This window comes from Sulfitobacter sp. S190 (assembly GCF_025141935.1).
Lineage (GTDB): Bacteria > Pseudomonadota > Alphaproteobacteria > Rhodobacterales > Rhodobacteraceae > Sulfitobacter.
In genome coordinates this window covers 1874869-1897864 of the sequence record NZ_CP081120.1, presented here as the reverse complement: position 1 = coordinate 1897864, position 22996 = coordinate 1874869, and the positions used below count along the sequence as shown (strand labels likewise).

The window sequence follows — 22996 nt, the reverse complement described above, 5'->3', positions numbered from 1 at the left end:
CAATTTGGCGTGATTGCAAGATGTAGCGGCTTGCTGTAGGTCAGCGCGGAGAACAGCGAAAGAGGCGGATGATGCGCGATTTTTCCTTTGAAAAACAGGCTCAGGACGGGCGCGCGCGCACCGGTGTGATCAAGACCACGCGGGGCGACATCCGGACACCCGCTTTCATGCCCGTCGGCACCGCCGCAACCGTCAAGGCAATGATGCCCGATAGTGTCAGGTCGACCGGGGCCGACATCCTTTTGGGCAACACCTACCATTTGATGTTGCGGCCCACGGCGGAGCGTATCGACCGGCTCGGCGGGCTGCACAAGTTCATGAACTGGGACGGTCCGATCCTGACAGACTCCGGCGGCTTTCAGGTGATGAGCCTCGCCGCTTTGCGCAAGCTTACCGAGAAGGGTGTCACCTTCAAAAGCCACATTGACGGATCCAAGCACGAAATCACCCCCGAGAGATCGATGGAAATCCAGCGCCTGCTGGGCAGCGATATCGTCATGTGTTTTGACGAGTGCCCCGCCTTGCCGGCCGACCGCGACCGCATTGCGCAAAGCATGGAATTGTCGATGCGGTGGGCGCAGCGGTCGCGTGACGCATTCGGCGACAGGCCGGGCCATGCGCTTTTCGGGATACAACAGGGCGGGCTGGAACAGGACCTGCGCCGCGAAAGTGCGGATGCGCTGCGCGACATCGGGTTCGAAGGCTACGCCGTGGGCGGTTTGGCCGTCGGAGAGGGGCAGGAGGCGATGTTCGGTTGCCTCGACTACGCGCCGGACCAGCTGCCGCAGGACAAACCGCGGTACCTTATGGGGGTGGGCAAGCCCGATGACATCGTTGGGGCCGTGGCCCGCGGGATCGATATGATGGATTGTGTCTTGCCGTCGCGGTCCGGGCGCACGGGGCAGGTATTCACGCGTCTGGGCGTTCTCAACATCAAGAACGCGCGCCATATGGATGATCCACGGCCACTGGACGAAAACTGCGGCTGTCCGGCCTGTCGCCACTACAGCCGTGCCTATCTGCACCATGTGTTCCGCAGTCAGGAGATCATCAGTTCGATGCTGCTGACCTGGCATAACCTGCACTATTATCAGGACATCATGGCCGCGATGCGCACGACAATTGCGGCGGGGACATTCGATGCGTGGCAGCGCGATTTCCATGCCACCCGCGCACAGGGCGATATCGATCCGCTCTAGCTGTAGCTGACCATCGTCAAAAGCTCGTATTCGGCGACCTGCTCGGCGTCCTGATTGGTGAGCGAGACATGCCAGCGGACTTCGCCGTATTCCGCGTTGCGCGGTGTCTTTTTCTTCACGGTCAGTTGCACTTGCACGTGATCCCCGGGGCTGACCGGTTTCATGAACCGCAAAGCGTCCAGACCGGTATTGGCCAGCACCGGGCCGGGATCGGGCTGCACGAACAATCCGGCGGCAAAGCTGATCAGAAGATACCCGTGGGCCACGCGGCCGGGAAAGAACGGATTGGCGCGGGCGGCGTCCTCGTCCATATGCGCATAGAAGGTATCCCCGGTGAAATGCGCAAAGGTTTCAATATCGTCGAGCGTCACTTCACGTGAACCGCTCTCGAATGTCTCTCCAAGTTGAAGCGCATGAAAACTGCGCGTGAACGGGTGTGCCTTTTCGCGGTGCACTGTCGCTCCGGGCACCCAGCAGTCACCGATGGCGGTCAGGATGTCGGGGCCGCCCTGAACCGCCGTCCGCTGCATATAATTCAGGACGCCGCGTACGCCGCCCAATTCCTCTCCACCGCCCGCACGTCCCGGACCACCGTGGACCATATGCGGCATCGGCGCGCCGTGGCCGGTCGATGCCGCCATGCTGTCGGCGTTGTTGAAGTAAAGCCGACCGTGCCACGCCGCAGCCCCCGCAACGACATCGCGGGCGACTTGCGTATCGTTCGTGATGATCGAGGCCACCAGTGACCCTTTTCCCCGGTTTAGAAGAGCGATGGCGTGATCCGTGTCGCGGTACGGCATGACGGTGCTGACGGGCCCGAAAGCTTCGGTATCGTGCACATGGGGCGCGTCGTCCGGATCGGTGCAGTGAAAGAGCATCGGCGACAGGAACGCACCGCGTTTGGTGTCGATGCCATTGCCCACAGAACCGTCGCGATCACCGCAGACAAGCTGCGCTTGCGATCCGATCATTGCGGCCTTTTCAAGCACGTCGCGGCGTTGATCGAGGCTGACGAGGGCGCCCATGCCGGTCTCGGGGTCGCGGGGATCTCCGATCTTGGTCTGTAACAGTTTTTGCGACAAAGCGTCGATTACGGCGTCCACATGGCGCTGCGGTGCGATGATCCGGCGGATGGCGGTGCATTTCTGACCTGCTTTGGTGGTCATCTCGCGGTGCGCTTCGCGGATGAAAAGGTCGAATTCGGCGCTACCGGGCGAAACATCAGGCCCCAGAACCGACGCATTGAGACTGTCCTGCTCGGCCACGAACCGTACGGCATTGCGCAACAGATGCGGGGTGCTGCGCAGGCCCAGCGCTGTCTCGGCAGAGCCGGTGAAGCTGACCACATCCTGCGCGTCGAGCCTTTGCAGAAGATCGCCCGTGCCGCCCGCGATCATTTGCAGCGCGCCGTCCGGCAGGATGCCACTTTCCACCATCAATGCGACACAGGCCTGCGTGACATAGCATGTGGCGGTCGCGGGTTTCACGATCGACGGCACACCGGCAAGAAAGGTGGGCGCGAATTTTTCCAACATGCCCCAGACCGGAAAGTTGTAGGCATTTATGTGCACGCCCGCCCCCTGAAGCGGGACACAGACGTGTTGGCCGGAGAAGCTACCGTCGCGCGAGAGCGGCTCGAGCGCACCATCCAGATAGATCCGCGCATCGGGCATTTCGCGCCTGCCTTTGGCCGCGTAAACGAACATGGTGCCAATGCCGCCGTCGATGTCAAAAGCATGATCCGACTGGGTTGCGCCCGTGTCGAAAGAGAGATCGTAGAGCACTTGTTTGTGGGCCTGCAGATGCAATGCAAGCGCTTTGAGCATGCGCGCGCGGTCGTGAAATGTCAGCGCCCGCAGGGCAGGGCCGCCGACGTCGCGCGCGTGGCGATGCATCGCGCCCGTATCCAAGGCAGCGCTGCCTGCGCGGGCGATCGTGTCACCTGTGATCGCAGAGGCGATGGTGCGGGCATCAGTATCCGGCGCGATCCAGTTTCCTGCGGCATAAGAAGGTACATCAAGAATGGGCATCGCGAGGTCCGATCAGGTTTTGGGGGCGTGCAGGTGAAAAGGTGCCAATGCCTGGCGCGCGGCGTCTATCCATTGATCGCAGAGTTCGGCATTCGTGGCGCGGCGCAGGCCAAAGCGGCGCAAGCGGTCATCGCGGCCCGTGTCGGCGCCGCCAAATCCCGCCCGAACCCTTGGCCACCAGTAATCTACGGCGGTTTGGAGTGCCGCGCCTTCTTTGTGCAGTACGGCCAGACCTTCCGCGGCCAGTTCCGTGTGCCGCCGCTCGACCGGTTCAATATCTCGAAACGCTTCAGCCAGCGGTTGGTAGGACATGCCGCGGTAATCAATCAACAATGTATTCGCCGCAAGACCCGTGAGCAGGTTCATCGTTATCGCATCGGCCCAGTCACCCAAGGGCGCGTTGAACACCGGCAGGCGCATATCGGAATGCATGCGTGCAGCACCGATGGGTGCCTCGCGCGGCAATCTGTCATCCCACGGGTGGTGTTGAAAATAGCGTGTGGTATCTACGCCGAATTCGGCCATGATTTTAAGAACTTGCGCAGCGTGATGGTTTTTCTCCAGCACGATGCGAGCTGCGGCAATGCGTTCGGTCACACCGGGGCCGGCATTGATCCGTGTCGCAAATCCGGCAGCGCCAGCGAGCTGGCTGTCCACGAAGATCGCCATCAGGCGGAGCAATTCCGCGCGGTAGCGAGGGGGAACGTTCTCGGGGGTCGTCAAACGACCGCCTCGTGCCAGATAGGCGTCTGTGCTCATCGTGTCGCTCATGTCACGGCCTACTGGTCATAGTCAAAACTCACCTGTTCCGAGAGAGGATAGCACTGGCACGTCAGCACGTAGCCCTGCGCCACTTCGTAGTCTTCGAGCGCGTGGTTGGTGCGCATTTCGACCTCGCCCGCAGTCACCTTGGCGCGGCATGTGGAACAGACGCCGGCCTTGCAGGCAAACGGCGCATCCAAGGCATTCGCGAGCGCACCGTCCAGAAGCGATGTATCTGGCGGCAGCGCAAAGCAGCGGGTTGCCCCATCAAGCGTCACGGTCGCCTTCACGCCATCGCCGTGCGTGGCCAATCGTGTCGGTTTGGGCGGAGCGGCGGCGCGGCCGGGCTGGGCCGACGCGAAAAGTTCGAATTTGATCTGGTCATCGGACAATCCGTGATCGCGCAACGCCTGCGCGATTTCGATCATCATAGGTTCGGGCCCGCAAATGAACGCCGTATCCACGGACGCAATGTCGATCCAACTGCTAAAAAGGCGTGCGCATTTTTCGGCATCCACGCGGCCCGCAAACAGATCGATGTCCTGCGCATCATCTTCAAGGACGTGGATGATGTTGACCCGGCCCATGAAGCTGTTCTTCAGATCCTCGAGTTCCTCGCGGAACATGATCGTGCTGACGGCGCGGTTGGCGTAGATCAGGGTGAAACGGGACAGGGGTTCACGGGCGAGCGTCGTCCTGAGTAGCGACAGGACCGGCGTGATGCCGGAGCCCCCCGCAAAACCCAGATAGTGGCGCGCCGCTGCCGGATCGAGCGCGGTGTGAAACCGGCCGGCAGGCACCATCGCCTCCACGGTGTCGCCCGGTTTCAATGCGTCGTTGGCCCATGTCGAAAAGGCGCCACCTTCGACACGTTTGATCCCCACCTGAAGCACGCCGTCATCGCGGCCCGAACAGATCGAATAGCTGCGCCGCAATTCCCGATCATCAAAACGGCGGCGGAACGTCAGATACTGGCCCTGCACGAAATCGAAATTCACCCCGCCGGGCGGTGACAGGCTGACAACGACCGCGTCGCGGATCGTTTTGCGCACGTCGGTGACAGTCAAAGGGTGGAAACGGGCCATCGGTGTCTCGTCAGATACATTTGAAGTAGTCAAAGGGTTCAAGGCAATCGAGGCAGCGCCAATGCGCCTTGCACGGGGTGGAGCCGAATTGGCTCACCCGCTCGACCTCTGCGGAGCCGCATTGCGGGCACCTGTCGGGGCCGCCGGACGGAGACGGCGGCGCGATACCGTAGCGTTCCAGCCGCGCCTTGCCCTTCTGGCTCAGCCAGTCGGTCGTCCAGGGGGGCGATATCTGCTGGCGCAAGCGGATGCGGTCAAGACCCTTCGCGCGCAGGGCAGCTTCGACATCCATGCGGATTACGGATGTTGCCGGGCAGCCGGAATACGTCGGTGTGATCGCCACTTCCAGCGTATCGCCGTCCCATGTCACGTCACGTATGATCCCGAGATCGACAACCGAAATGACAGGGATTTCCGGGTCCGGTACTTCGTCGAGCCATTGCCACACGGTCTGGGTGTCCGGTCGTGTCACCATTGCGCTCCGGGATAGGCCCGTTGCAGCCACTGCATCTGCGTCAGCATGTGGCCAAGGTGTTCGCTGTGCTGGCGTCCGCTCCGACCGCCGCTGTGCGCAAAACTGTCCTCGGGAATACGCAAGGTCGCCGTGTGGAGGATCCGGGCGACCGTGGCGTCCCAGTGGGGTTTCACATCGCCGGCTGCCGGCATCAAGCCACGTTCCGCCAGATCGATATCTATGGCGTCCGCCACGAAAACTTCACCTGCGTAGGGCCACAAGACGTCGAGTGCATCCTGCATGCGTTGGTGGCTTTCTGCCGTGCCATCGCCCAGAGCGATCACGATCTCGCTCGACCGATCGAGGTGATAGCTGACCTCCTTGACTGCTTTCGCGGCGATTTCGGCAACGCGCGGATCGCTGCTTTGCGTGCAGGCGGTCAGCATCGGCTTATGCCACGCATCGAAAAAGAATTGCCGCAGGATCGTGTGCCCGAAGTCGACATTGGGCCGTTCCACCAGCAAAAGGTTCCTGAAATCCCACGCATCACGCAAAAACGCCAGATCGTCCGCGGTCCTGTCGGCGCCCTCGACTTCCGCGGCATAGCCAAGCCACATCTGCGTCTGGCCGATCAGGTCCAGCGCCGTGTTGGCCAGCGCGATGTCTTCCTCCAGCGCGGGCGCCTTGCCGCACCATTCCGACAGGCGATGGCCCAGAACGAGCGTGTTGTCACCCAGCCTCAGCAGACCTTCGAAAAGGGAGGCATCCATCACATATGGCCCACTTCATCGGGCACATCGAAAAACGTCGGATGGCGGTACACCTTGTCGTTTGCCGGATCGTAAAGCGCGTCCTTGTCGCCCGGAGCGGACGCGTGGATCGACGCGGCCTCGACCACCCAGATGGAAACACCTTCGGCGCGGCGGGTATATACATCGCGTGCATTCCTGATCGCCATTTCCGCGTCGGACGCGTGCAGGCTGCCGACATGACGATGGGACAGCCCATGCTGACCACGGATAAAGATTTCGAACAGGGGCCATTCCGGTTTCGTCATTGCCGCTCTCCCTTGATGCTCAGACCAGAACTCATTCTGCCGCGACCTGTGCTGCGCGTTTTTTGGCCGCATGTGCCAGCATGCCGTCGCGCACCCATGCGCCGTCTTCCCACGCTTGTTTGCGGGCGTTCAAACGGTCGTGGTTGCACGGCCCGTTCCCTTTCAGCACCTCGAAGAACTCGTTCCAGTCCGGTTCGGCGAAATCGTAACCGCCTTTGGCGTCGTTCCAAGACAGCGTCTCGTCGGGCCCGCTCAGCCCCAGATACTCAGCCTGCGGCACCGTTTGGTCGACGAACTTCTGTCGCAGCTCGTCGTTGGTGTTCATCTTGATTTTCCACGCCATCGATTGCGCGGAATGGACCGAGTCCTTGTCCGATGGACCGAACATCATCAGCGATGGATACCAGAACCGGTTAAGCGCATCCTGTGCCATCCGCTTTTGCGCAGACGAGCCCTGCGCCATCTTCATCATGATGTCGAAACCCTGCCTCTGGTGGAACGATTCTTCCTTGCAGATGCGGACCATCGCACGGGCGTAGGGGCCATAGGATGTGCGCTGTAACGGCACCTGGTTCATAATTGCAGCTCCATCGACCAGCCAGCCGACTGCGCCCATATCAGCCCACGTCAGAGTGGGGTAGTTGAAGATCGAGGAATATTTCATTCTGCCTTCCTGAAGGGCCTCGAACAGCGCGTCGCGCGTCACCCCAAGGGTTTCGGCCGCGCAGTACAGATAGAGACCGTGACCGGCCTCGTCCTGAACCTTCGCCAGCAGGATTGCCTTGCGTTCGAGCGTCGGAGCGCGGGTAATCCAATTGCCTTCCGGCAACTGGCCTACGATTTCCGAATGTGCATGTTGTCCGATCTGCCGGATCAGCGTTTTGCGGTATCCTTCGGGCATCCATTCCTTCGGCTCGATCTTCTGGTTGTCATCGATACGCGCCTGAAATGCCGCCAGTTTTTCGGGGTCATCCTGTGTTGCTTCGGATTTGATCATCTGGGCGTACATGTGGTCAGTTCCTTCGTGAAAGGGACGTGCGATCATCGCGGATGATCTGCTTTTTGCCAGAATACAGGATCGGATCGATGCGATCAATAATTATGTTACGAAGAAAGTATCGATAATCGTATTCGGTAACGCTTTTGGTGAAGCGTGCAATTACAACGGGTTACACAAAGGCGTATGTGCGACACATCGTCAGGAGGGCGCGTTTCGCTCAAAACCGCCGGGTTCTTCGGTTGCCGAGGTGCGGGCTTCGCGCCATGTTAGGACAAAGCCCCGAAAGCGAGGCGGCGTTAACCATTGAAACAGGCGGTCAGGGTGCCCAAATACCCTGTCCATAACAGGAGACGGTCAACGGTTGCCTACACAGGGACCAGCACCGTCTTGCCAGAATAAGGAAAAGAGCATGCAAGAGCCTCTTAACGCGAGCTATCCGGTCCTTCCGCTCCGCGATATCGTCGTATTCCCGCACATGATTGTGCCTTTGTTCGTCGGCCGTGACAAATCCGTCAGGGCGCTCGAGGAAGTAATGGCGGACGACAAGCAAATTCTTCTGTCGAGCCAGATCGATCCGGGCATTGATGATCCCGAAAGCGACGGCATTTACAAGGCTGGGGTGCTGGCCAACGTGCTGCAACTGCTGAAGCTGCCCGATGGCACCGTGAAGGTGCTTGTCGAAGGGCAGGCGCGGGTGCGGATTACCGAATATCTCGACAATGACAGCTTCTTTGAAGCGCGCGCCGAGTATCTGACCGAAATGCCCGGCGATGCGGCCACCACACAGGCGCTGCTGCGGTCGGTTGGGGAAGAGTTCGCCCGCTATGCCAAGGTCAAGAAGAACGTCCCCGAAGAAGCACTGAGCGCGGTTTCGGACGCGTCCGATCCTGCACGGCTGGTCGATCTGGTGGCCGGTCATCTGGGCATCGAGGTCGAGCAAAAGCAAGATCTGCTCGAAACGCTGTCTGTCTCGGAACGGCTTGAAAAAGTCTATGGTTTGATGCAGGGCGAAATGTCCGTGCTACAGGTCGAGAAGAAGATCAAGACGCGCGTCAAATCCCAGATGGAGAAGACCCAGCGCGAATACTATCTGAATGAGCAAATGAAGGCCATTCAGAACGAGCTGGGCGACGGCGAGGACGGCAAGAATGAAGTTGTCGAGCTTGAAGAGAAGATCGCCGAGACCAAACTGAGCAAGGAAGCCCGCGAAAAGGCGGACGCCGAGATCAAGAAGCTCAAGAACATGTCGCCGATGTCGGCCGAAGCCACCGTTGTGCGCAACTATCTTGACTGGATGCTGTCGATCCCGTGGGGCACCAAGTCGCGCGTCAAGAAGGATCTGGGCCGCGCCCAGGACATTCTGGATGCCGATCACTACGGTCTGGACAAGGTCAAGGAACGCATTGTCGAATACCTCGCCGTGCAGCAACGCTCGTCCAAGCTGAAGGGGCCCATCATGTGTCTCGTCGGCCCTCCGGGTGTGGGTAAGACATCCTTGGGCAAAAGTGTCGCCAAGGCCACGGGGCGCGAATTCATCCGCATCTCGCTGGGTGGTGTACGCGATGAAAGCGAAATCCGCGGTCACCGTCGGACCTATATCGGTTCGATGCCGGGCAAGATCATTCAGGCGCTGAAAAAGGCAAAGACGACCAATCCGCTTATCCTGCTCGACGAGATCGACAAGATGGGTCAGGATTTCCGGGGCGATCCGGCGTCGGCGATGCTTGAAGTGCTTGATCCGGAACAGAACTCGACGTTCGTCGACCACTATCTCGAAGTGGAATACGACCTGTCGAACGTGATGTTCCTGACGACCTCGAACAGCTACAACATGCCCGGGCCGCTTCTGGACCGGATGGAGATTATTCCGCTGTCTGGCTACACCGAGGACGAAAAGCGCGAGATTGCAAAGCAGCATCTTGTGTCCAAACAGATCAAGAACCACGGTCTGAAAGCCAAGGAATTCAGCATTGAGGACAGCGCCCTGACGGGGATGATCCGCTACTACACCCGCGAGGCGGGCGTGCGGAACCTCGAGCGCGAGATTGCGAAAGTCGCCCGTAAGGCACTGACGAAGATCGTGCGCAAGGAAACCGAGAGTGTGACAGTGACCGGCGACAACCTCGATGAGTTCCTCGGGGTGCAAAAGCATCGCTACGGTCTGGCCGAAAAGGACGATCAGATCGGTGTTGTGACGGGTCTTGCCTACACGTCTGTCGGTGGGGAGCTGTTGCACATCGAGGCGCTGCGCCTGCCGGGTAAGGGGCGAATGAAGACAACGGGCAAGCTGGGCGATGTGATGAAGGAATCCATCGATGCGGCAAGCTCCTACGTCCGTTCCATCAGCCCGCAGATCGGGGTGAAACCACCGCAATTCGACACGTTGGACATTCACGTTCACGTGCCCGACGGTGCGACGCCCAAGGATGGTCCATCCGCGGGTCTGGCGATGGTAACCTCCATCGTGTCGGTGCTGACCAAGATCCCCGTGCGCAAGGATATTGCAATGACGGGGGAAGTGTCCCTGCGCGGTAATGCCATGCCGATCGGTGGATTGAAGGAAAAACTGCTCGCGGCTCTGCGTGGCGGGATCAAGACTGTCCTGATCCCACAGGACAACGAAAAAGATCTGCCGGATATTCCGGACAACGTGAAAGAGGGTCTGACCATCATTCCTGTCAGCCATGTCTCTGAAGTGTTAGAGCACGCGTTGGTCTCCAAGCCCGAGGCTGTTGAATGGGACGAGGCGGCGGAGGAAGCGGCAGCTGCCGCGGCACTTGCTGCACGTATGGGCGCAGGTGATAGCGCCACGGCGCACTAACCGGCGTTCCGCCTGATCGATATTGAAAAGCCCCGGTCAATTGATCGGGGCTTTTTGCATGCCGCAGGGCAAAAGGTATTTTACGGAACGGATTATTGGCTTTTTTGCGCGATGCCCGCTAGTCTGAAGGCAACAACAAAAACCAGAGCAGGTGTAGAGATGACAACAAGCACAAAACCCAAGACGAGCCGCAAGGCGCCGACGCGCAAACCCGCGTCAAAGAAAGCAACCACCAAAGTGTCCCCTCCGGAAACGCCAACGCCCGTGCGTGCCGACAGCGCAGCTGCGCCCGCAGCAGCGCCAGTGGAAGCGGCCGTGGTAAACAAGCTGTCGCTTGTGGTGATGGGGCAGGAGTTGCGCAAGAAAGAACTGATCAACCTTGTGGTGGAGCGTTCGGGCATCAAGAAGAAGGACGCCAAACCGGTCGTCGAGGCGATGCTGTCCGTGCTTGGCGAGGCACTGAGCGAGAACCGCGAGATGGTCCTGCAACCCCTTGGCAGATTGAAAATCCAGCGGGCAAAAGAGCTTAGCGACGGCCGCGCTATGGTCCTTAAGCTGCGCCAGAAAGATGCCAAGCCGCCTATGGATGCGCCTGCGATCAAGGTCGCAGAATAACCGCCGACGAAGGCCGCCGCCCTCTTGCGCGGCGGCCCGATGCTTGATACTCCCACCGCCACGGGTGATTAGCTCAGTGGTAGAGCGCTTCGTTCACATCGAAGATGTCAGGAGTTCAAATCTCTTATCACCCACCACATTCCCCCACGGCAAGCTCAGTCTTCTTCGACCAGGGGCTTCAGAATTTCTTCGTACATGATGCCTTGGATGGCGGCTCCTGCGGGGGCTGACCAATCGGTCGCCAACTCGGCCATGATCTGGTTGGTCGAGGTGAGGACAACGCCGTTCGCCGACATCCGGGCGCAGGCCATCTCATCCGCGACCTGCGTGGGGGAGCCGCCCGCGTCGACGACGACCTGCACTTCAAATCCGTCTTCCACCGCGCTGATGGCAGGATAAACGGTGCAAACATCATTGGTCAGCCCCGCCATGATCAGCTTTTTGCGTCCCGTCGCCAAGACGGCATCCTTGAAGTCGTCATACATCCAGGCATCCACAACGCCGGGGCGTTTGACACGCGCGGCATAGGCCTCTGGGGCGATTTCGTTGAGATCGTCGATCAACATCCCCTGAAAATGCGTCTCCTGACTGCTCGTCAGAACAAGAGGCATCCCTGTTTCTGCGGCCGTACGGCACAGGGCACGTGTGTTCGCGATAAGCTCTGCGCGGTCGATGCTGCGGGCAAGTTTCATCGTGCCGACCTGGTGATCGATCAAAAGCATCGCCGCGTTTTCGGGGGTAAATAGGTTTTTCATCGTATGGCTCCGGTCAATGGGGATGCACCGAGTGTGGCGGGCTGTCCGGAACGTGTCTTTCAGACGCCCGGCCATTATATCGGTCGGACGTTAAGCGCAGTTTTTTCGTTGCCTTTTGGGGTGCGACAGCGCCATCTGAACGTGTCGCGCAGCGTTGCCGCGATCCGGTTTTCAGACAGGTCTTCATGAGCCAATATCCACCCGTCTATATCCTGCGTCACGGCGAAACGTCATGGAATGCGCAGGGGCGTTTGCAAGGACGATACGATTCTCCGCTGACCGTGCGGGGCAGGGCGCAGGCGCGGCTGCAGAATGATATTTTGTCCGGTCTCGAGCTTAGTGACTACGAGGCTTACAGCAGCCCGCAGGGGCGTGCCTTCCATACGGCGTCTTTGGCGTTGAACGGTGTCGTCGATACCATTCACACCGACACCGCCCTGAGCGAGATCGGCGTGGGCGATTGGGCCGGAGAATTGCGGGACCCTCTCATCAAAAGATACGCGGTGCGCGATGGTTTTGACCTGTATGAAAGAGCACCGGGCGGTGAGGGGTTTGCAGCACTCGAAGCGCGCTGCCGCCGATTTCTGCAAGGGCTGGAACATCCCGCGGTTCTGGTGACCCATGGATTGACCAGCAGGATGTTACGCATTGTTTTGCAAAACAAAAACGTCGATGCACTGCGCGTCGTCGGGGGTGGTCAGGGTGTGGTGTTTCATGTCGAAAACGGAAAACAGAAAAGACTTACAAAAAGCGCTTGAACTGTCGCGCGACCTTGGGCTATCAGACGCGCACCGGGTCGTTAGCTCAGTTGGTAGAGCGCTTCGTTTACACCGAAGATGTCGGGAGTTCGAGCCTCTCACGACCCACCATTCCTTCGCCAGAAGGGAGCCATAGATGCGCGGTTGTAGCTCAGCTGGTTAGAGTACCGGCCTGTCACGCCGGGGGTCGCGGGTTCGAGCCCCGTCAACCGCGCCATTTTTCTTACATCTTTATGTTGCTCACCGGGTCAATCCTGCTCCGATCGGCCTGTTGTTTTTGGATCAAGGACAATCGCCGCGTTGCACGAAAAGTGCAGTTGCACGATGCCGTTAAAGAAATGCCGATCGCACGCTTTAAGCGCTTGACGCATGCAGAACCATCGCCTATTCCGCTCAAACGCGCTGCAACACACGATGCAGCGACGCAGCGGGCGGTTGTAGCTCAGATGGTTAGAGTACCGGCCTGTCACGCCGGGGGTCGCGGGTTCGAGCCCCGTCAACCGCGCCACCGCTGCTTGAAAAGGGTTCACTTCGGTGGGCCCTTTTTCATTTTGTCGTTTCGATTAATTGCCGCACTTTATCCCGCGTAGTCGTAGCCTAGCGCCGCCTCAAGATCGAGATCGAGCTGCGCGCGGAGGAACTTCATCCCTGAATTGCCCATCTTTTTCGGGGTTCTCGGGCGGGGACTGACGGCAGGATCAAAACGCGCGCCCAAGCGTTTGTAGACAGGGGAAAAAGCCTTGGTCCGGGTGGGCTGGTCCCAGACCTGCATGACCGCATCCAGCGTTGCCTCGGGTGCGGCTTGCGCTGTTTCAGCGGCCAGCAGGATGACGTTGCAGTGGCGATTGAGGTAGCCAAGCAGACCTTGCAGCTTTGCGCGGCGCAGGGCGAAGATGTTGTCAAACCGCGCGCCCGTCAGCGGGTGCCGATCGTGCTGGAGAATCTGGCCAACGGTGCCAGCGTCGCCCGCTCCTTTGAAATAACGCGGATGATCAACGCGCGTGTCCCACGGGGCGCGTATGAAATCCCCGAACTCTAGTGACTGCATCTGCGCGGTGGTATGCCACGGCTTTTTGTGCATCGACAACGCCCAGCTGTCGGCCCGCCGGACCATCAGGATAACACCAAGCGTGGGCGCAATGCCGGTTGCGTGGGGAAACCCGTGTTTCCATCCCAATGCTTCGGTAGGTTTCAGGGCGGAATTCTTCCCGATGAGGCGTTTGACAAAGTTCGTCCCCGAAGAACGCTCACCCAGTACCTGGAACCGGGAAATCGCCGTATCGGGCAGGCGCTGTGCGTGAAAACCGGTCTCTGCAAAGTCGGGGGGGATCAAAAGGGGCGGCTCCTGCCTGCAAATTTCTGATTCTATTGGTACATCCGTTAGGCTATGCTGTGAACGCAAAAGACCAATAACAGACGACAGGGCAGGGACAGGCATGCAGACGGCAGCAGCTGTGACAATGGTGCGCGATGACGCGTTCTTTCTGAAGGCGTGGTTGCGCCACTACGGCGACGCATTCGGCCGCGAGAACTGCTATATCATCAACCACGGACGCGGCGCAGAAGTGGCAAAGCTGGCGGAGGGATGCAATATCATCGGCATCCCCGGAGACCCGCACAAGAATTTTGACATCAAACGCTGGAAATTGCTGAATAATCTCGTTGGCGGTCTGCGCAAATACTTCCGCCATGTGATCGTCGGGGACGTGGACGAGCTTGTTGTCGTTGATCCCGAGGCAGACACCGGCCTGCTCGACTTTCTGGCCCAAACGCCTGACAACCGTATTCTGACGCCGCTCGGGCTGGAGGTCATTCACCGGATCGACATTGAGGACCAGCCTATCGATGGCGCGATCCTGGGCCCGCGGCGCCATGTACGACCCGCGCCGCATTATTCGAAACCCTGCATCATTTCAGCTCCGGCAAAGCTGTCACGAGGTGGGCATTTTGCGCAGTACCCGAAACTTTACACACCGGACGCGCTGTACCTGATGCACCTCAAATTCTGCGATTTCGACCAGTACGCGCTAGCGATGGACCGCCGCAATGTCGTGACGGCCGAGGTGGGTGGCACGGTCAAGGACGCGTCCATCGGCAGACATTGGTTTGCGGAAGCCCGTGGCGAAGACCGCGCGACATTTGAGCAGTTTGTAGACCTGCGCATGGAAGAAGGTTTTGATTTGCGCTGGATCCGCAAACGGATGCACCGATCCTTCAAACCGCGTGGCGAGACAGGATTTTACGAGTTCAATCGCCCAAACTTCGGCACGCAGTATCTGCTTCCCGAACGATTCAACGGCGTGATTTAGACCAGAAAGTCCAGCAGGGCACGAGCCGTTTCATCAGGGTATTGATCGGGGAAAAAATGACCGCCCGGCAGCGCCTTGACCTGCATGTTTGACAATCGGTCAGCCCAGGTCGCGCCAACGTCGTAGGCCAGACCCATCACGCCTTCGGCACCATAAAGCACCAAAGAAGGCTGGTCGATTTTGCGCCCGAGATCGGCGGCATCCTGATCGAAGTCATAGCGCAAGGCCGCACGGTAATCGGCACACATACCCCGGATTGTATCGGGGTCCCGCCACGCCGCCCGATAGGCCGCGAGCGCCTTGCTGTCAAAGCTGTCGGTCTGTGTCGCGCCCCATCCCATCAGGCAGCTGTTGAAAAATGCATCGGGATCATGGCCGATCATCGTTTCGGGAAGGGGATGCGGTTGGGCGAGGAAGAACCAGTGATAATACGCCTGCGCCACTTGCCGGGAGAGATCATCCAAAAGCAGATGTGTGGGCACAATGTCCATCAGGCAAAGCGATAGCGGGGCATCCGGCGCATCGAGCGCCATACGGTGCGCCGTCCGCGCGCCCCGGTCGTGGCCCACAAGGTGGAACCGGTCAAACCCCAATTGCCGCATCAGCCCCAATGGACCCGCTGCCATGTTCCTGAAGCTGTAGTTCTCTGTGCCTTCGGGCTTTGCGCTGGCGCCGTAACCGCGCAAATCAGGCGCGATAACGGTGAATTTTTGCGCCAGTTGCGGCGCGATGGCGTGCCACATGGCGTGGGTTTGGGGAAAGCCGTGCAAGAGCAAAACGGGCACGCCGCTGCCCCCACGGGCGTAGGCCACGACGTGTCCGTCAACGGGCGTCTCGTGGAATTCGAACCCCGGAATATGCGTCATAGAGAGCCCCTAGACGGCCAAGCGGGTAGTGCGGCCTGCGCTTTTCATCCGCGCTTTTGTGCCACGATCGCCTGCATCTGTTCTAACGGAAGATAGCCGCGCAGAAGTTCGTCCTGCATGACGAACGTCGGTGTGCCGGTAATGTTGAGCAGTTGGGCAAGCGCGCGTGTCTGGGCGATCTCTGCGGTGACTTCCTCGCTGTCCATACGCGTTTCGATGGCGTCCATATCGAGCCCGAAAGTGCTGCCGAGGCGGCGCAACTGGGGCATGGAAATGTCGCCGTTAAAGGACATCAGCGCGTCATTGATGGCTTTATAGCTGTCATCGCCAGCGACCTGCTTGACCGCGACCGCAAAGCGGGACGCGAGCACGGATGCTTCACCGAGGATCGGAAGCTCTTTGACAATCAGGCGGATATTGCCATCGCTCTCCAGCAACTCTGCCACCTCGTCATGGGCACGTTTGCAATACCCGCAACGGTAATCGAGAAATTCGACCAGTGTAATATCGCCGTCCGGGTTGCCGCCGACCCATGAATACCCGTCGTCGAATATCGCTGCGGCGTTGTCACTGACAAGTGTCAGATCAGCCTGCGCCTGGGCTTGCGCTTCGTTGGCGCGCAGAACGTCAATCGCTTCCATGATGACTTCGGGGTTCTGCATCAAGTAGGAGCGAACCTCGGCACGGAAAAGCGCGCGCTCTTCGTCGGTCATCGGCTTCAGCGACTGTGCCTGCGTCGAAAGGGAGACACAGGAGAGAAGGGCGGTTGTGGCGATCAGCTTTTTCATCAATTCACTTTCGTTTCTTTGCGGCGCGTTCGGATGCAATCAGCACATCCTGTGCGCGGGACCACGGGCCGGAGCCGCGCGGTAGAAGGTCAACAGCACGTTTGGCGTGAATGCCGGCATCTTTCAAGCGTCCGCGCAGGGCATATCTTTCGGCCGTGGTGACAGCGGCCATGCCGGTCTGGCCCGTTTTGGCATATGCCGTCGCCAGATCCCGCAGCATGATGCCGTCACGCGCATCCTGCCATCTTGATTTTTCGAGTACAGGCAAGGCCTTGGCAGGCGATCCTGAAGCAAGCAATGCGCGGCCGTAGCCTGACAACAGCAAAGGATCGTTCGGCGACAGTTTCACCGCCCGGCCATAGGCGTTCTGTGCTGCGGCAAAATTTCGCGTCTCAAGCAGTATCTGGCCCCGCTGATCGTGCAGGAACGGATCGGTCGGGCGCAGCGCGATTGCCTGATCAATGGCTGCAAGCGCCTTTTTGGTGCGCGAGTTGCGGTGGTGGGCCACCGCTTGGCGCAACAGCGCCACATCGCGGTACCCGCTGTCGCCCGCACGGCGCAGGGTCCAGCCCGGGGCACGGGTGTAGGCCGACAATTTTCCCCGCAGCCGTGAAAACCAATAGCGCGCTGCCGGATCCGGAGCGGATTCGCCATAGCTTGCCACGATACCGCGCAACGCCCGGATACGGTCCCGGCTGAGCGGATGGGATCGTGTGTAGGGGTCTTGCCGGGCGGCAGACAGGGCCTCCTGACCCTCAAATATCTTGAGCGTGTCGAGCATACCGGACGGATTGGCGCCAGCCGCTTTCATGTAGCGCACGGCCGATTGATCGGCAGACGCTTCTTCCGCGCGCGTATGGCCCAGAAGCGCACGCTGAACCGATGACTGGGTACCGAGGGCAATGCCGCCCGCGGCTTGACCCCCACCTGCAGCAGCGGCGGCAACGGCGATGGCTGCACCAAGGCCAGCAAGCGTGCGCGCGTTGGCGATATTGTTCATGCGCCGCGCAATATGGCCGTTGGCGATATGGGCGGCTTCGTGGGCGATCACGCCTTGAAGTTGGGTAGCGTCGCCCAGCTTGGTAATAAGCCCGCGGTGCACAAAGATCGCGTCATTGCTGACGACAAAGGCGTTCAGGCTGCCCTCATCGACCACCAGCACCTTTACCCGGTTCGGGTTCAGTCCGGCCGCGCGCAATATGGGGGCAGATATCTGCTTGAGGGCGTATTCCATATCCGCGTCGCGCAGCAGACCCGCAGCGTTTGTAGGCAACGCGACAAGAAGGCTCAGCGCGAGGGCGGGGATTGACCTTGCGAGGGGGATGCGGTGAAAGCTCATGATACCATTAAGGAGCTACGGCGTGCGAAATTCAACCCGGTCCCAGGTCGATCCCTTCATTGTGATGGATGTCATGCAGGCCGCCGCCGCGGCAGAAGCCGCAGGGCGGAACATCATCCATATGGAAGTGGGCCAGCCCGGCACCGGTGCGCCGCAAGGCGCCTTGGCGGAAATCGGCCGGTCGATGCAGGAAGGGCCGCTGGGGTATACCGTTGCGCTGGGTCTGCCTGCTTTGCGGGCGCGGATCGCTCAAATGTACGGTGAATGGTACGATATCGATCTGGATCCCGCCCGCGTTGTCGTGACGTCCGGCTCTTCGGCGGGTTTTCTGCTCAGTTTCACGGCATTGTTTGACAGCGGCGACAGGGTAGGCATCGGCGCACCGGGTTATCCCAGCTACCGCCAGATCCTGCGCGCTCTGGGTATGCAGCCTGTCGATTTACAAACCGATCCGGCCAATCGTTTCCAGCCCGTTGCCGCCGATCTTGCGGGCCAGGCCTTGCGTGGCTTGCTGGTGGCGTCACCAGCCAATCCGACGGGCACCATGCTCGACCGCGCCGCGATGACCGACATCATGAGCGCCTGCGCAGAGGCCGGTGCATCATTCATCTCGGACGAAATTTACCACGGCATCGAATACGAGAAAAAGGCGGTCAGCGCGCTTCAAGTCAGCGATGAAGCCTATGTCATCAACAGCTTTTCCAAGTATTTCTCGATGACCGGATGGCGCGTGGGCTGGATGGTCGTGCCGCATGATCAGGTCCGTGTGGTCGAGCGTATTGCCCAGAACATGTTCATTTGTGCGCCGCACGTCAGTCAGGTCGCCGCGCTCGCGGCCATGGATTGCACCGATGAGCTTGAGGCGAACATGGAGGTCTACCGCACCAACCGCGGCTTGATGCTCGAAGGGTTGCCACGGGCGGGTTTCACCTCCATCGCGCCGCCCGACGGGGCCTTTTATGTTTATGCCGATGTAAGTGACCTGACCAATGACAGCCGCGCATTCGCCGCGGAAATTCTGGAAAAGGCCGGTGTCGCCGTCACACCCGGGCTAGATTTCGATTCCGTGCGCGGGCTCACCACATTGCGGTTTTCCTATGCCCGCGCCACGCAGGACATCAAGGAAGGTCTGGCCCGGCTTCAAACCTTCATGAACGCACGCCAATCACGCTAGATTGCTTGGCGGCGCGGTGGTAACCTCCGCCAAAGGTCCAAATCAGAGCAGCGACCAAGAGCAGTTATGAAATCGTTTTGCCTCAGCATTCTGTGCGTCCTCTGGGCCGTTTGTGCCGTACAGGCGCAACAATTGTCCGCGCTGGCCCGTGTCGATGCTGACGCGAGCGCAATCGAGGACGGTTGGTTCGGGAGCACCGACATCGCGCTGCACCTCAGCCAGGGGGTGCCGTTTCGCGTTTTCACGCTGAATGATCCGCCACGCTTGGTTGTGGATTTTCGTGAAGTCGATTTTGGCGGGGTTCAATCGGCCGATCTGCTTGCCCAACCGGGCAACGTGACGGCCGTGAGGTTTGGTGCGTATCGTCCCGGTTGGTCGCGGCTTGTCGCCGAGCTTGACGGTCCGATGCTGCCACGGGAAATCTCGATGCCGGTGGTGCGCGACACGGGCCGCGCGACGCTTGAAATCTCGCTGCGCAAGGCGGATGCGGATGCTTTTGCAGCGGCCAGTGGCGCGCCCGACGATCCCGGTTGGATGCCTGCGTTTCTGAAAACACCGGCCGCGCCACGCGTGGATGACGACGCATTCGTCGTCGTACTGGACCCCGGTCACGGGGGCATCGATCCGGGCGCGGAGCGGGGCCAAACCAACGAAAAAGACCTGATGCTGGCCTTTGCGCGGTCTCTGGCGGATGCATTGCGCCGTCTGGGCGTCGAGGTTGTGCTGACGCGTGAGGAGGATGTGTTTGTCTCGCTCGAGGCGCGGGTGGCCATCGCCCACCGGATGCGCGGCGATGTGTTCATATCTCTGCATGCCGACAGTCTGAGCCAGGGCGGCGCGAAAGGAGCGACCGTCTATACCTTGTCCGACGAGGCCAGCGATGCCGCAACCGAGCATCTGGCGGCACGCCACGACCGGTCCGACATCATTGCCGGCGCAGACCTGACGGGATCGGACGATCAGGTGGCGAGTGTGCTGCTCGATCTTGCACGTCAGGAAACGGAGCCGCGGTCGGTGGCATTGGCGCAAAGCCTGAGCGCGGGCATGGCGCAAGCGGGCGGGCCGATGAACCGCCGCCCGTTGCGACAGGCGGGTTTTTCGGTCCTCAAGTCCGCGGATATTCCCAGTGTTCTGGTCGAGATCGGTTTTCTGAGCTCGGATCGTGATCTAGCGAATTTGCGTGATCCGGTGTGGCGACAGGGCATGGTGCAGGGCATGGCCGAAGCCTTGGTCAGGTGGCGCGACGACGATCTGGCCCTGCGGCCGCTGGTGCGACAGTAAGACCTGCACCCGCGGTCGCAAAAACCTGCAATATTCGGCGGTAAATCGCCCCGCGACGGCCCGTCAGGTTTTGACGATAGCCCCGCAGGGGCGTATAGGACGGTTAGAAAAACTTCCAGTTTTCAAGGATCGCGCGCGTGTTTCGATTTATCCTGTCTTTCTTCGGCGGCATCTTTACCACGATAACGATGGGCGTGGCCGCGGCTGCGCTGACGATCGGTGCAATCTTTTGGATGTACGGGCGTGATCTTCCCAGCCACGAATCCCTTGCGCAGTATACCCCTCCGACCATCAGCCGGATCTATTCGGGGCAGGGCAAGCTGATCGACGAATTTGCCACCGAGAGGCGCCTGTTCGCCCCCGCCGACACGATTCCTGAACTGGTGAAGCAGGCTTTCATCAGCGCGGAAGACAAGAATTTCTACGAACATGACGGATATGACCTGCGCGGGATTGGTGCAGCCGCGTATGATGCGGTGAAATCGCGCGGGCGCGACGTGCGCGGCGCGTCGACGATTACGCAGCAGGTGATGAAAAACTTCCTGCTTTCGGGGGATCGCCGCGCAGAACGCAAGATCAAGGAGATCATCCTTGCCGCGCGTCTCGAAGAGACCCTGTCGAAGGAAAAGATCCTCGAGCTGTACCTCAACGAGATTTTTCTTGGCCAGAACTCCTATGGCGTGGCCGCGGCCAGCCAGACGTATTTCAACAAGACCCTTGGCGACCTGGCCCCGCACGAAGCGGCATTTCTGGCGAGCCTGCCCAAGGCGCCGTCGGATTATCACCCCGTGCGTCGCAAGGACCGTCTGATGAACCGGCGCAATTTCGTGCTGCGGGAAATGAAGGAAAACGGGTTCATCACGGAAGCGGCTTACCAGAAAGAAGTCGCAGCACCGCTGCGCTCCGTTCAGAATGGTGACTTTGAAAGCTTCAAGGCTGACCTTCCTCCGCGCGACTACTTTACCGATGAAATCCGTCGCCAGCTTTCCGAGGATTTCGGCGAAGGCGAGTTTTTCACCGGTGGTCTGACGGTCCGCGCGACGATCGACAACGAAATGCAGCCGATAGCGGCAGACGCGTTGCGGCGTCAGCTTGAACAATACGATCGCGGGCAGGGCGTTTGGCGCGGTACGGGGCAGACCTTGCCCGCCGAAGCGCTGCAGAGCGAGGAAAGCTGGCGTGCGGCGCTCGCGGATTTGCGTGTTCCCCGCGATATCTTCCTTGAAACGCAATGGTATCCGGCTGTTGTGCTCGAAGTGTCAGGGCAGGGTGCACGTTTGGGCATCGAAAATGTCGAAACCGCCGAGGGCAGCAACTGGGTACCGCCAAAGGACATGGAATGGGCCCGCGCGCGCGGTTCTGACGGAAAGCTGGGCGCCCGCGGTGATCTGGTCGATGTCGGCGATGTCGTGCTGGTGCGCCGCATGGTAACAGACGCCGACGGCAGCTTTATTCGGTGGACCCTGCGACAGGTGCCTGCGGTGCAGGGCGGCTTTGTCGCGATGGACGTGAACACCGGCCGCGTGATCGCGATGCAGGGGGGCTTCAGCTATCAGGCATCCGTGTTCAACCGTGCCACTCAGGCAAAGCGCCAGCCGGGATCGAGCTTCAAGCCCTTCGTCTTCGCGTCAGCACTCGACAGCGGCTATACACCGGCCACCATCGTTGTCGACGCGCCCATCGAAATAAACACGCCGCAGGGTGTATGGCGCCCCAAGAACGCTTCGAACCGCTACTACGGGCCTACGCCACTGCGTACGGGCATCGAACAGTCGCGCAACCTCATGACAATCCGTTTGGCGCAGGAAGTGGGGATGGACGTTGTGGGGGACTACGCCGAGCGCTTCGGGGTGTACGAAAACCTGTCGCCGGTGCTGGCCAACGCTCTGGGTTCGCAGGAGACGACGTTGTACCAGATGGTCGCGGCCTATGCGATGTTCGCGAACGGGGGCGAACGGGTGCAGCCGACCTTGGTCGACCGGGTGCAGGACCGCTATGGCCGTACCGTTTACAAACACGACAAGCGCACCTGCACGGATTGTGAACTGGGCAGCCTCGCCCCCGGCGAAGCGCCGAAGATCGTGTCAAACCGCGAACGCGTGATGGATCCGATCACGGCCTATCAGCTGACGTCCATGATGCGCGGCGTCGTCGATCGTGGGACGGCCCGCAAGACCGTCAACCTGCCCGTTCCCACGGCGGGCAAGACGGGCACCACGAACGACGCCAAGGATGTTTGGTTCGTCGGGTTCACCAGCAACATCGTCGCGGGCTGCTATATCGGCTATGACCAACCCCGCAGCCTGGGGCGCGGTGCATCGGGTGGTGGCATGTGCGGTCCGGTGTTCCAGCGTTTTATGGCGAAGGCAGTGGAGAAATACGGCGGCGGCAAGTTTTCGGTTCCCGAGGGCTGCGAGTTCATCAAGATCGACCGCTTCAGCGGTGCCCGCCTGAGTGCTGGCGCCTCGGGCAACAATGTTGTGTCCGAGTGTTTCCGCGAAGGCGAATTCATCAACTTTGGCATTACCTTCGACGGCGGTTTTGCGATGGGATCGGATTTGCCACTGGTCGAAGAGCTTGGCGGCGGAGGCGCGCGGCAGGTGACAACCTCGACCGGCAAAAAAGCGGTGGTCGGCCCGAAAGCGGGTTTCGGCACGCTCAGCTCCGGCGGATTGTACTGAGGGGTGGGGCGCGTCGGCGCCC

At 60.2% G+C, this 22996-nt stretch carries 20 protein-coding genes and 4 tRNA genes; 12 read left to right on the top strand and 12 right to left on the bottom strand.

The window, feature by feature from the left end; all coding sequences use genetic code 11:
- Positions 1–68 precede the first annotated feature (68 nt).
- Positions 69–1199, top strand: a complete 1131-nt coding sequence (tgt, locus tag K3756_RS09590) for a tRNA guanosine(34) transglycosylase Tgt (RefSeq protein WP_259986948.1) — start codon at positions 69–71, stop codon at positions 1197–1199.
- Here tgt and paaZ read toward each other — a convergent pair.
- Genes paaZ through paaA form a run of 7 tightly spaced genes read right to left on the bottom strand, consistent with a single transcriptional unit; the run spans position 1196 to position 7596 of the window.
- The gene (gene paaZ, locus K3756_RS09585; protein ID WP_259986947.1) at positions 1196–3229 is read right to left on the bottom strand and encodes a phenylacetic acid degradation bifunctional protein PaaZ; all 2034 of its coding nucleotides are present in this window, start codon (positions 3227–3229) and stop codon (positions 1196–1198) included. The two genes, tgt and paaZ, sit on opposite strands and share 4 nt — an antisense overlap.
- 12 nt (positions 3230–3241) lie before the next feature.
- On the bottom strand, positions 3242–4000 hold the full coding sequence (locus K3756_RS09580; RefSeq protein ID WP_259986945.1) for a Phenylacetic acid catabolic protein: 759 nt from the start codon (positions 3998–4000) through the stop codon (positions 3242–3244).
- 8 nt (positions 4001–4008) lie between these two features.
- The gene (locus tag K3756_RS09575) at positions 4009–5076 is read right to left on the bottom strand and encodes a 2Fe-2S iron-sulfur cluster-binding protein (protein WP_259986943.1); all 1068 of its coding nucleotides are present in this window, start codon (positions 5074–5076) and stop codon (positions 4009–4011) included.
- Between the two features lie 10 nt (positions 5077–5086).
- Positions 5087–5551, bottom strand: a complete 465-nt coding sequence (paaD, locus tag K3756_RS09570; protein WP_259986942.1) for a 1,2-phenylacetyl-CoA epoxidase subunit PaaD — start codon at positions 5549–5551, stop codon at positions 5087–5089.
- Complete coding sequence (paaC, locus tag K3756_RS09565; RefSeq protein ID WP_259986941.1) at positions 5545–6300, bottom strand: 1,2-phenylacetyl-CoA epoxidase subunit PaaC; 756 nt, start codon at positions 6298–6300, stop codon at positions 5545–5547. The genes paaD and paaC overlap by 7 nt, the downstream gene beginning before the upstream one ends.
- Entirely contained in the window at positions 6300–6587 is a 288-nt protein-coding gene (paaB, locus tag K3756_RS09560; RefSeq protein WP_259986940.1) for a 1,2-phenylacetyl-CoA epoxidase subunit PaaB, read from the bottom strand. The genes paaC and paaB overlap by 1 nt, the downstream gene beginning before the upstream one ends.
- Positions 6588–6618: 31 nt before the next feature.
- Positions 6619–7596, bottom strand: coding sequence for a 1,2-phenylacetyl-CoA epoxidase subunit PaaA (gene paaA / locus K3756_RS09555; RefSeq protein ID WP_259986939.1), 978 nt, complete (start codon positions 7594–7596; stop codon positions 6619–6621).
- 400 nt (positions 7597–7996) lie between these two features.
- On the opposite strand from paaA, the gene lon reads away from it, so the two are divergent.
- The 3 genes from lon (at position 7997) to K3756_RS09540 (ending at position 11160) form a co-directional block, all read left to right on the top strand.
- On the top strand, positions 7997–10408 hold the full coding sequence (gene lon / locus K3756_RS09550) for an endopeptidase La (protein ID WP_259986938.1): 2412 nt from the start codon (positions 7997–7999) through the stop codon (positions 10406–10408).
- 159 nt (positions 10409–10567) lie between these two features.
- Positions 10568–11023: an HU family DNA-binding protein gene (locus K3756_RS09545; RefSeq protein WP_259986937.1), complete on the top strand. Its 456-nt coding sequence runs from the start codon at positions 10568–10570 to the stop codon at positions 11021–11023.
- A gap of 62 nt (positions 11024–11085) precedes the next feature.
- Positions 11086–11160: transfer RNA gene (locus K3756_RS09540), tRNA-Val, on the top strand.
- A gap of 18 nt (positions 11161–11178) precedes the next feature.
- On the opposite strand, the gene K3756_RS09535 is transcribed toward K3756_RS09540, so the two are convergent.
- Positions 11179–11778, bottom strand: coding sequence for an isochorismatase family protein (locus K3756_RS09535; protein ID WP_259986936.1), 600 nt, complete (start codon positions 11776–11778; stop codon positions 11179–11181).
- 185 nt (positions 11779–11963) lie between these two features.
- Between K3756_RS09535 and K3756_RS09530 the strand changes: the two genes are divergently transcribed.
- The 4 genes from K3756_RS09530 (at position 11964) to K3756_RS09515 (ending at position 13044) form a co-directional block, all read left to right on the top strand.
- Positions 11964–12536, top strand: coding sequence for a histidine phosphatase family protein (locus tag K3756_RS09530; RefSeq protein WP_259986935.1), 573 nt, complete (start codon positions 11964–11966; stop codon positions 12534–12536).
- 35 nt (positions 12537–12571) lie between these two features.
- Positions 12572–12647, top strand: a tRNA-Val gene (locus K3756_RS09525).
- Positions 12648–12676: 29 nt separating this feature from the next.
- Positions 12677–12753, top strand: a tRNA-Asp gene (locus K3756_RS09520).
- Positions 12754–12967: 214 nt separating this feature from the next.
- Positions 12968–13044 (top strand) — tRNA-Asp (locus K3756_RS09515).
- A 69-nt stretch (positions 13045–13113) separates the two neighbouring features.
- Here K3756_RS09515 and K3756_RS09510 read toward each other — a convergent pair.
- Positions 13114–13869, bottom strand: coding sequence for a hypothetical protein (locus K3756_RS09510; RefSeq protein WP_259986934.1), 756 nt, complete (start codon positions 13867–13869; stop codon positions 13114–13116).
- A gap of 103 nt (positions 13870–13972) precedes the next feature.
- Between K3756_RS09510 and K3756_RS09505 the strand changes: the two genes are divergently transcribed.
- A complete protein-coding gene (locus tag K3756_RS09505; protein WP_259986933.1) occupies positions 13973–14845 on the top strand; it encodes a glycosyltransferase family 2 protein in 873 nt (290 codons plus the stop codon).
- Here the strand turns inward: K3756_RS09505 and K3756_RS09500 are convergent.
- The 3 genes from K3756_RS09500 to K3756_RS09490 are packed head-to-tail and all read right to left on the bottom strand — an operon-like array spanning position 14842 to position 17838.
- Entirely contained in the window at positions 14842–15711 is an 870-nt protein-coding gene (locus tag K3756_RS09500) for an alpha/beta fold hydrolase (protein ID WP_259986932.1), read from the bottom strand. The two genes, K3756_RS09505 and K3756_RS09500, sit on opposite strands and share 4 nt — an antisense overlap.
- Positions 15712–15755: 44 nt before the next feature.
- On the bottom strand, positions 15756–16499 hold the full coding sequence (locus tag K3756_RS09495; protein ID WP_259986930.1) for a DsbA family protein: 744 nt from the start codon (positions 16497–16499) through the stop codon (positions 15756–15758).
- A 4-nt stretch (positions 16500–16503) separates the two neighbouring features.
- Positions 16504–17838, bottom strand: coding sequence for a M48 family metalloprotease (locus K3756_RS09490; RefSeq protein WP_259986929.1), 1335 nt, complete (start codon positions 17836–17838; stop codon positions 16504–16506).
- Between the two features lie 22 nt (positions 17839–17860).
- On the opposite strand from K3756_RS09490, the gene K3756_RS09485 reads away from it, so the two are divergent.
- From K3756_RS09485 to K3756_RS09475, 3 genes are all read left to right on the top strand, one after another.
- Positions 17861–19012: a pyridoxal phosphate-dependent aminotransferase gene (locus K3756_RS09485; RefSeq protein WP_259986928.1), complete on the top strand. Its 1152-nt coding sequence runs from the start codon at positions 17861–17863 to the stop codon at positions 19010–19012.
- Positions 19013–19078: 66 nt separating this feature from the next.
- Positions 19079–20293: an N-acetylmuramoyl-L-alanine amidase gene (locus K3756_RS09480; protein WP_259986926.1), complete on the top strand. Its 1215-nt coding sequence runs from the start codon at positions 19079–19081 to the stop codon at positions 20291–20293.
- Between the two features lie 137 nt (positions 20294–20430).
- Positions 20431–22974, top strand: coding sequence for a penicillin-binding protein 1A (locus tag K3756_RS09475; protein WP_259986924.1), 2544 nt, complete (start codon positions 20431–20433; stop codon positions 22972–22974).
- The last annotated feature ends 22 nt before the right edge of the window (positions 22975–22996 follow it).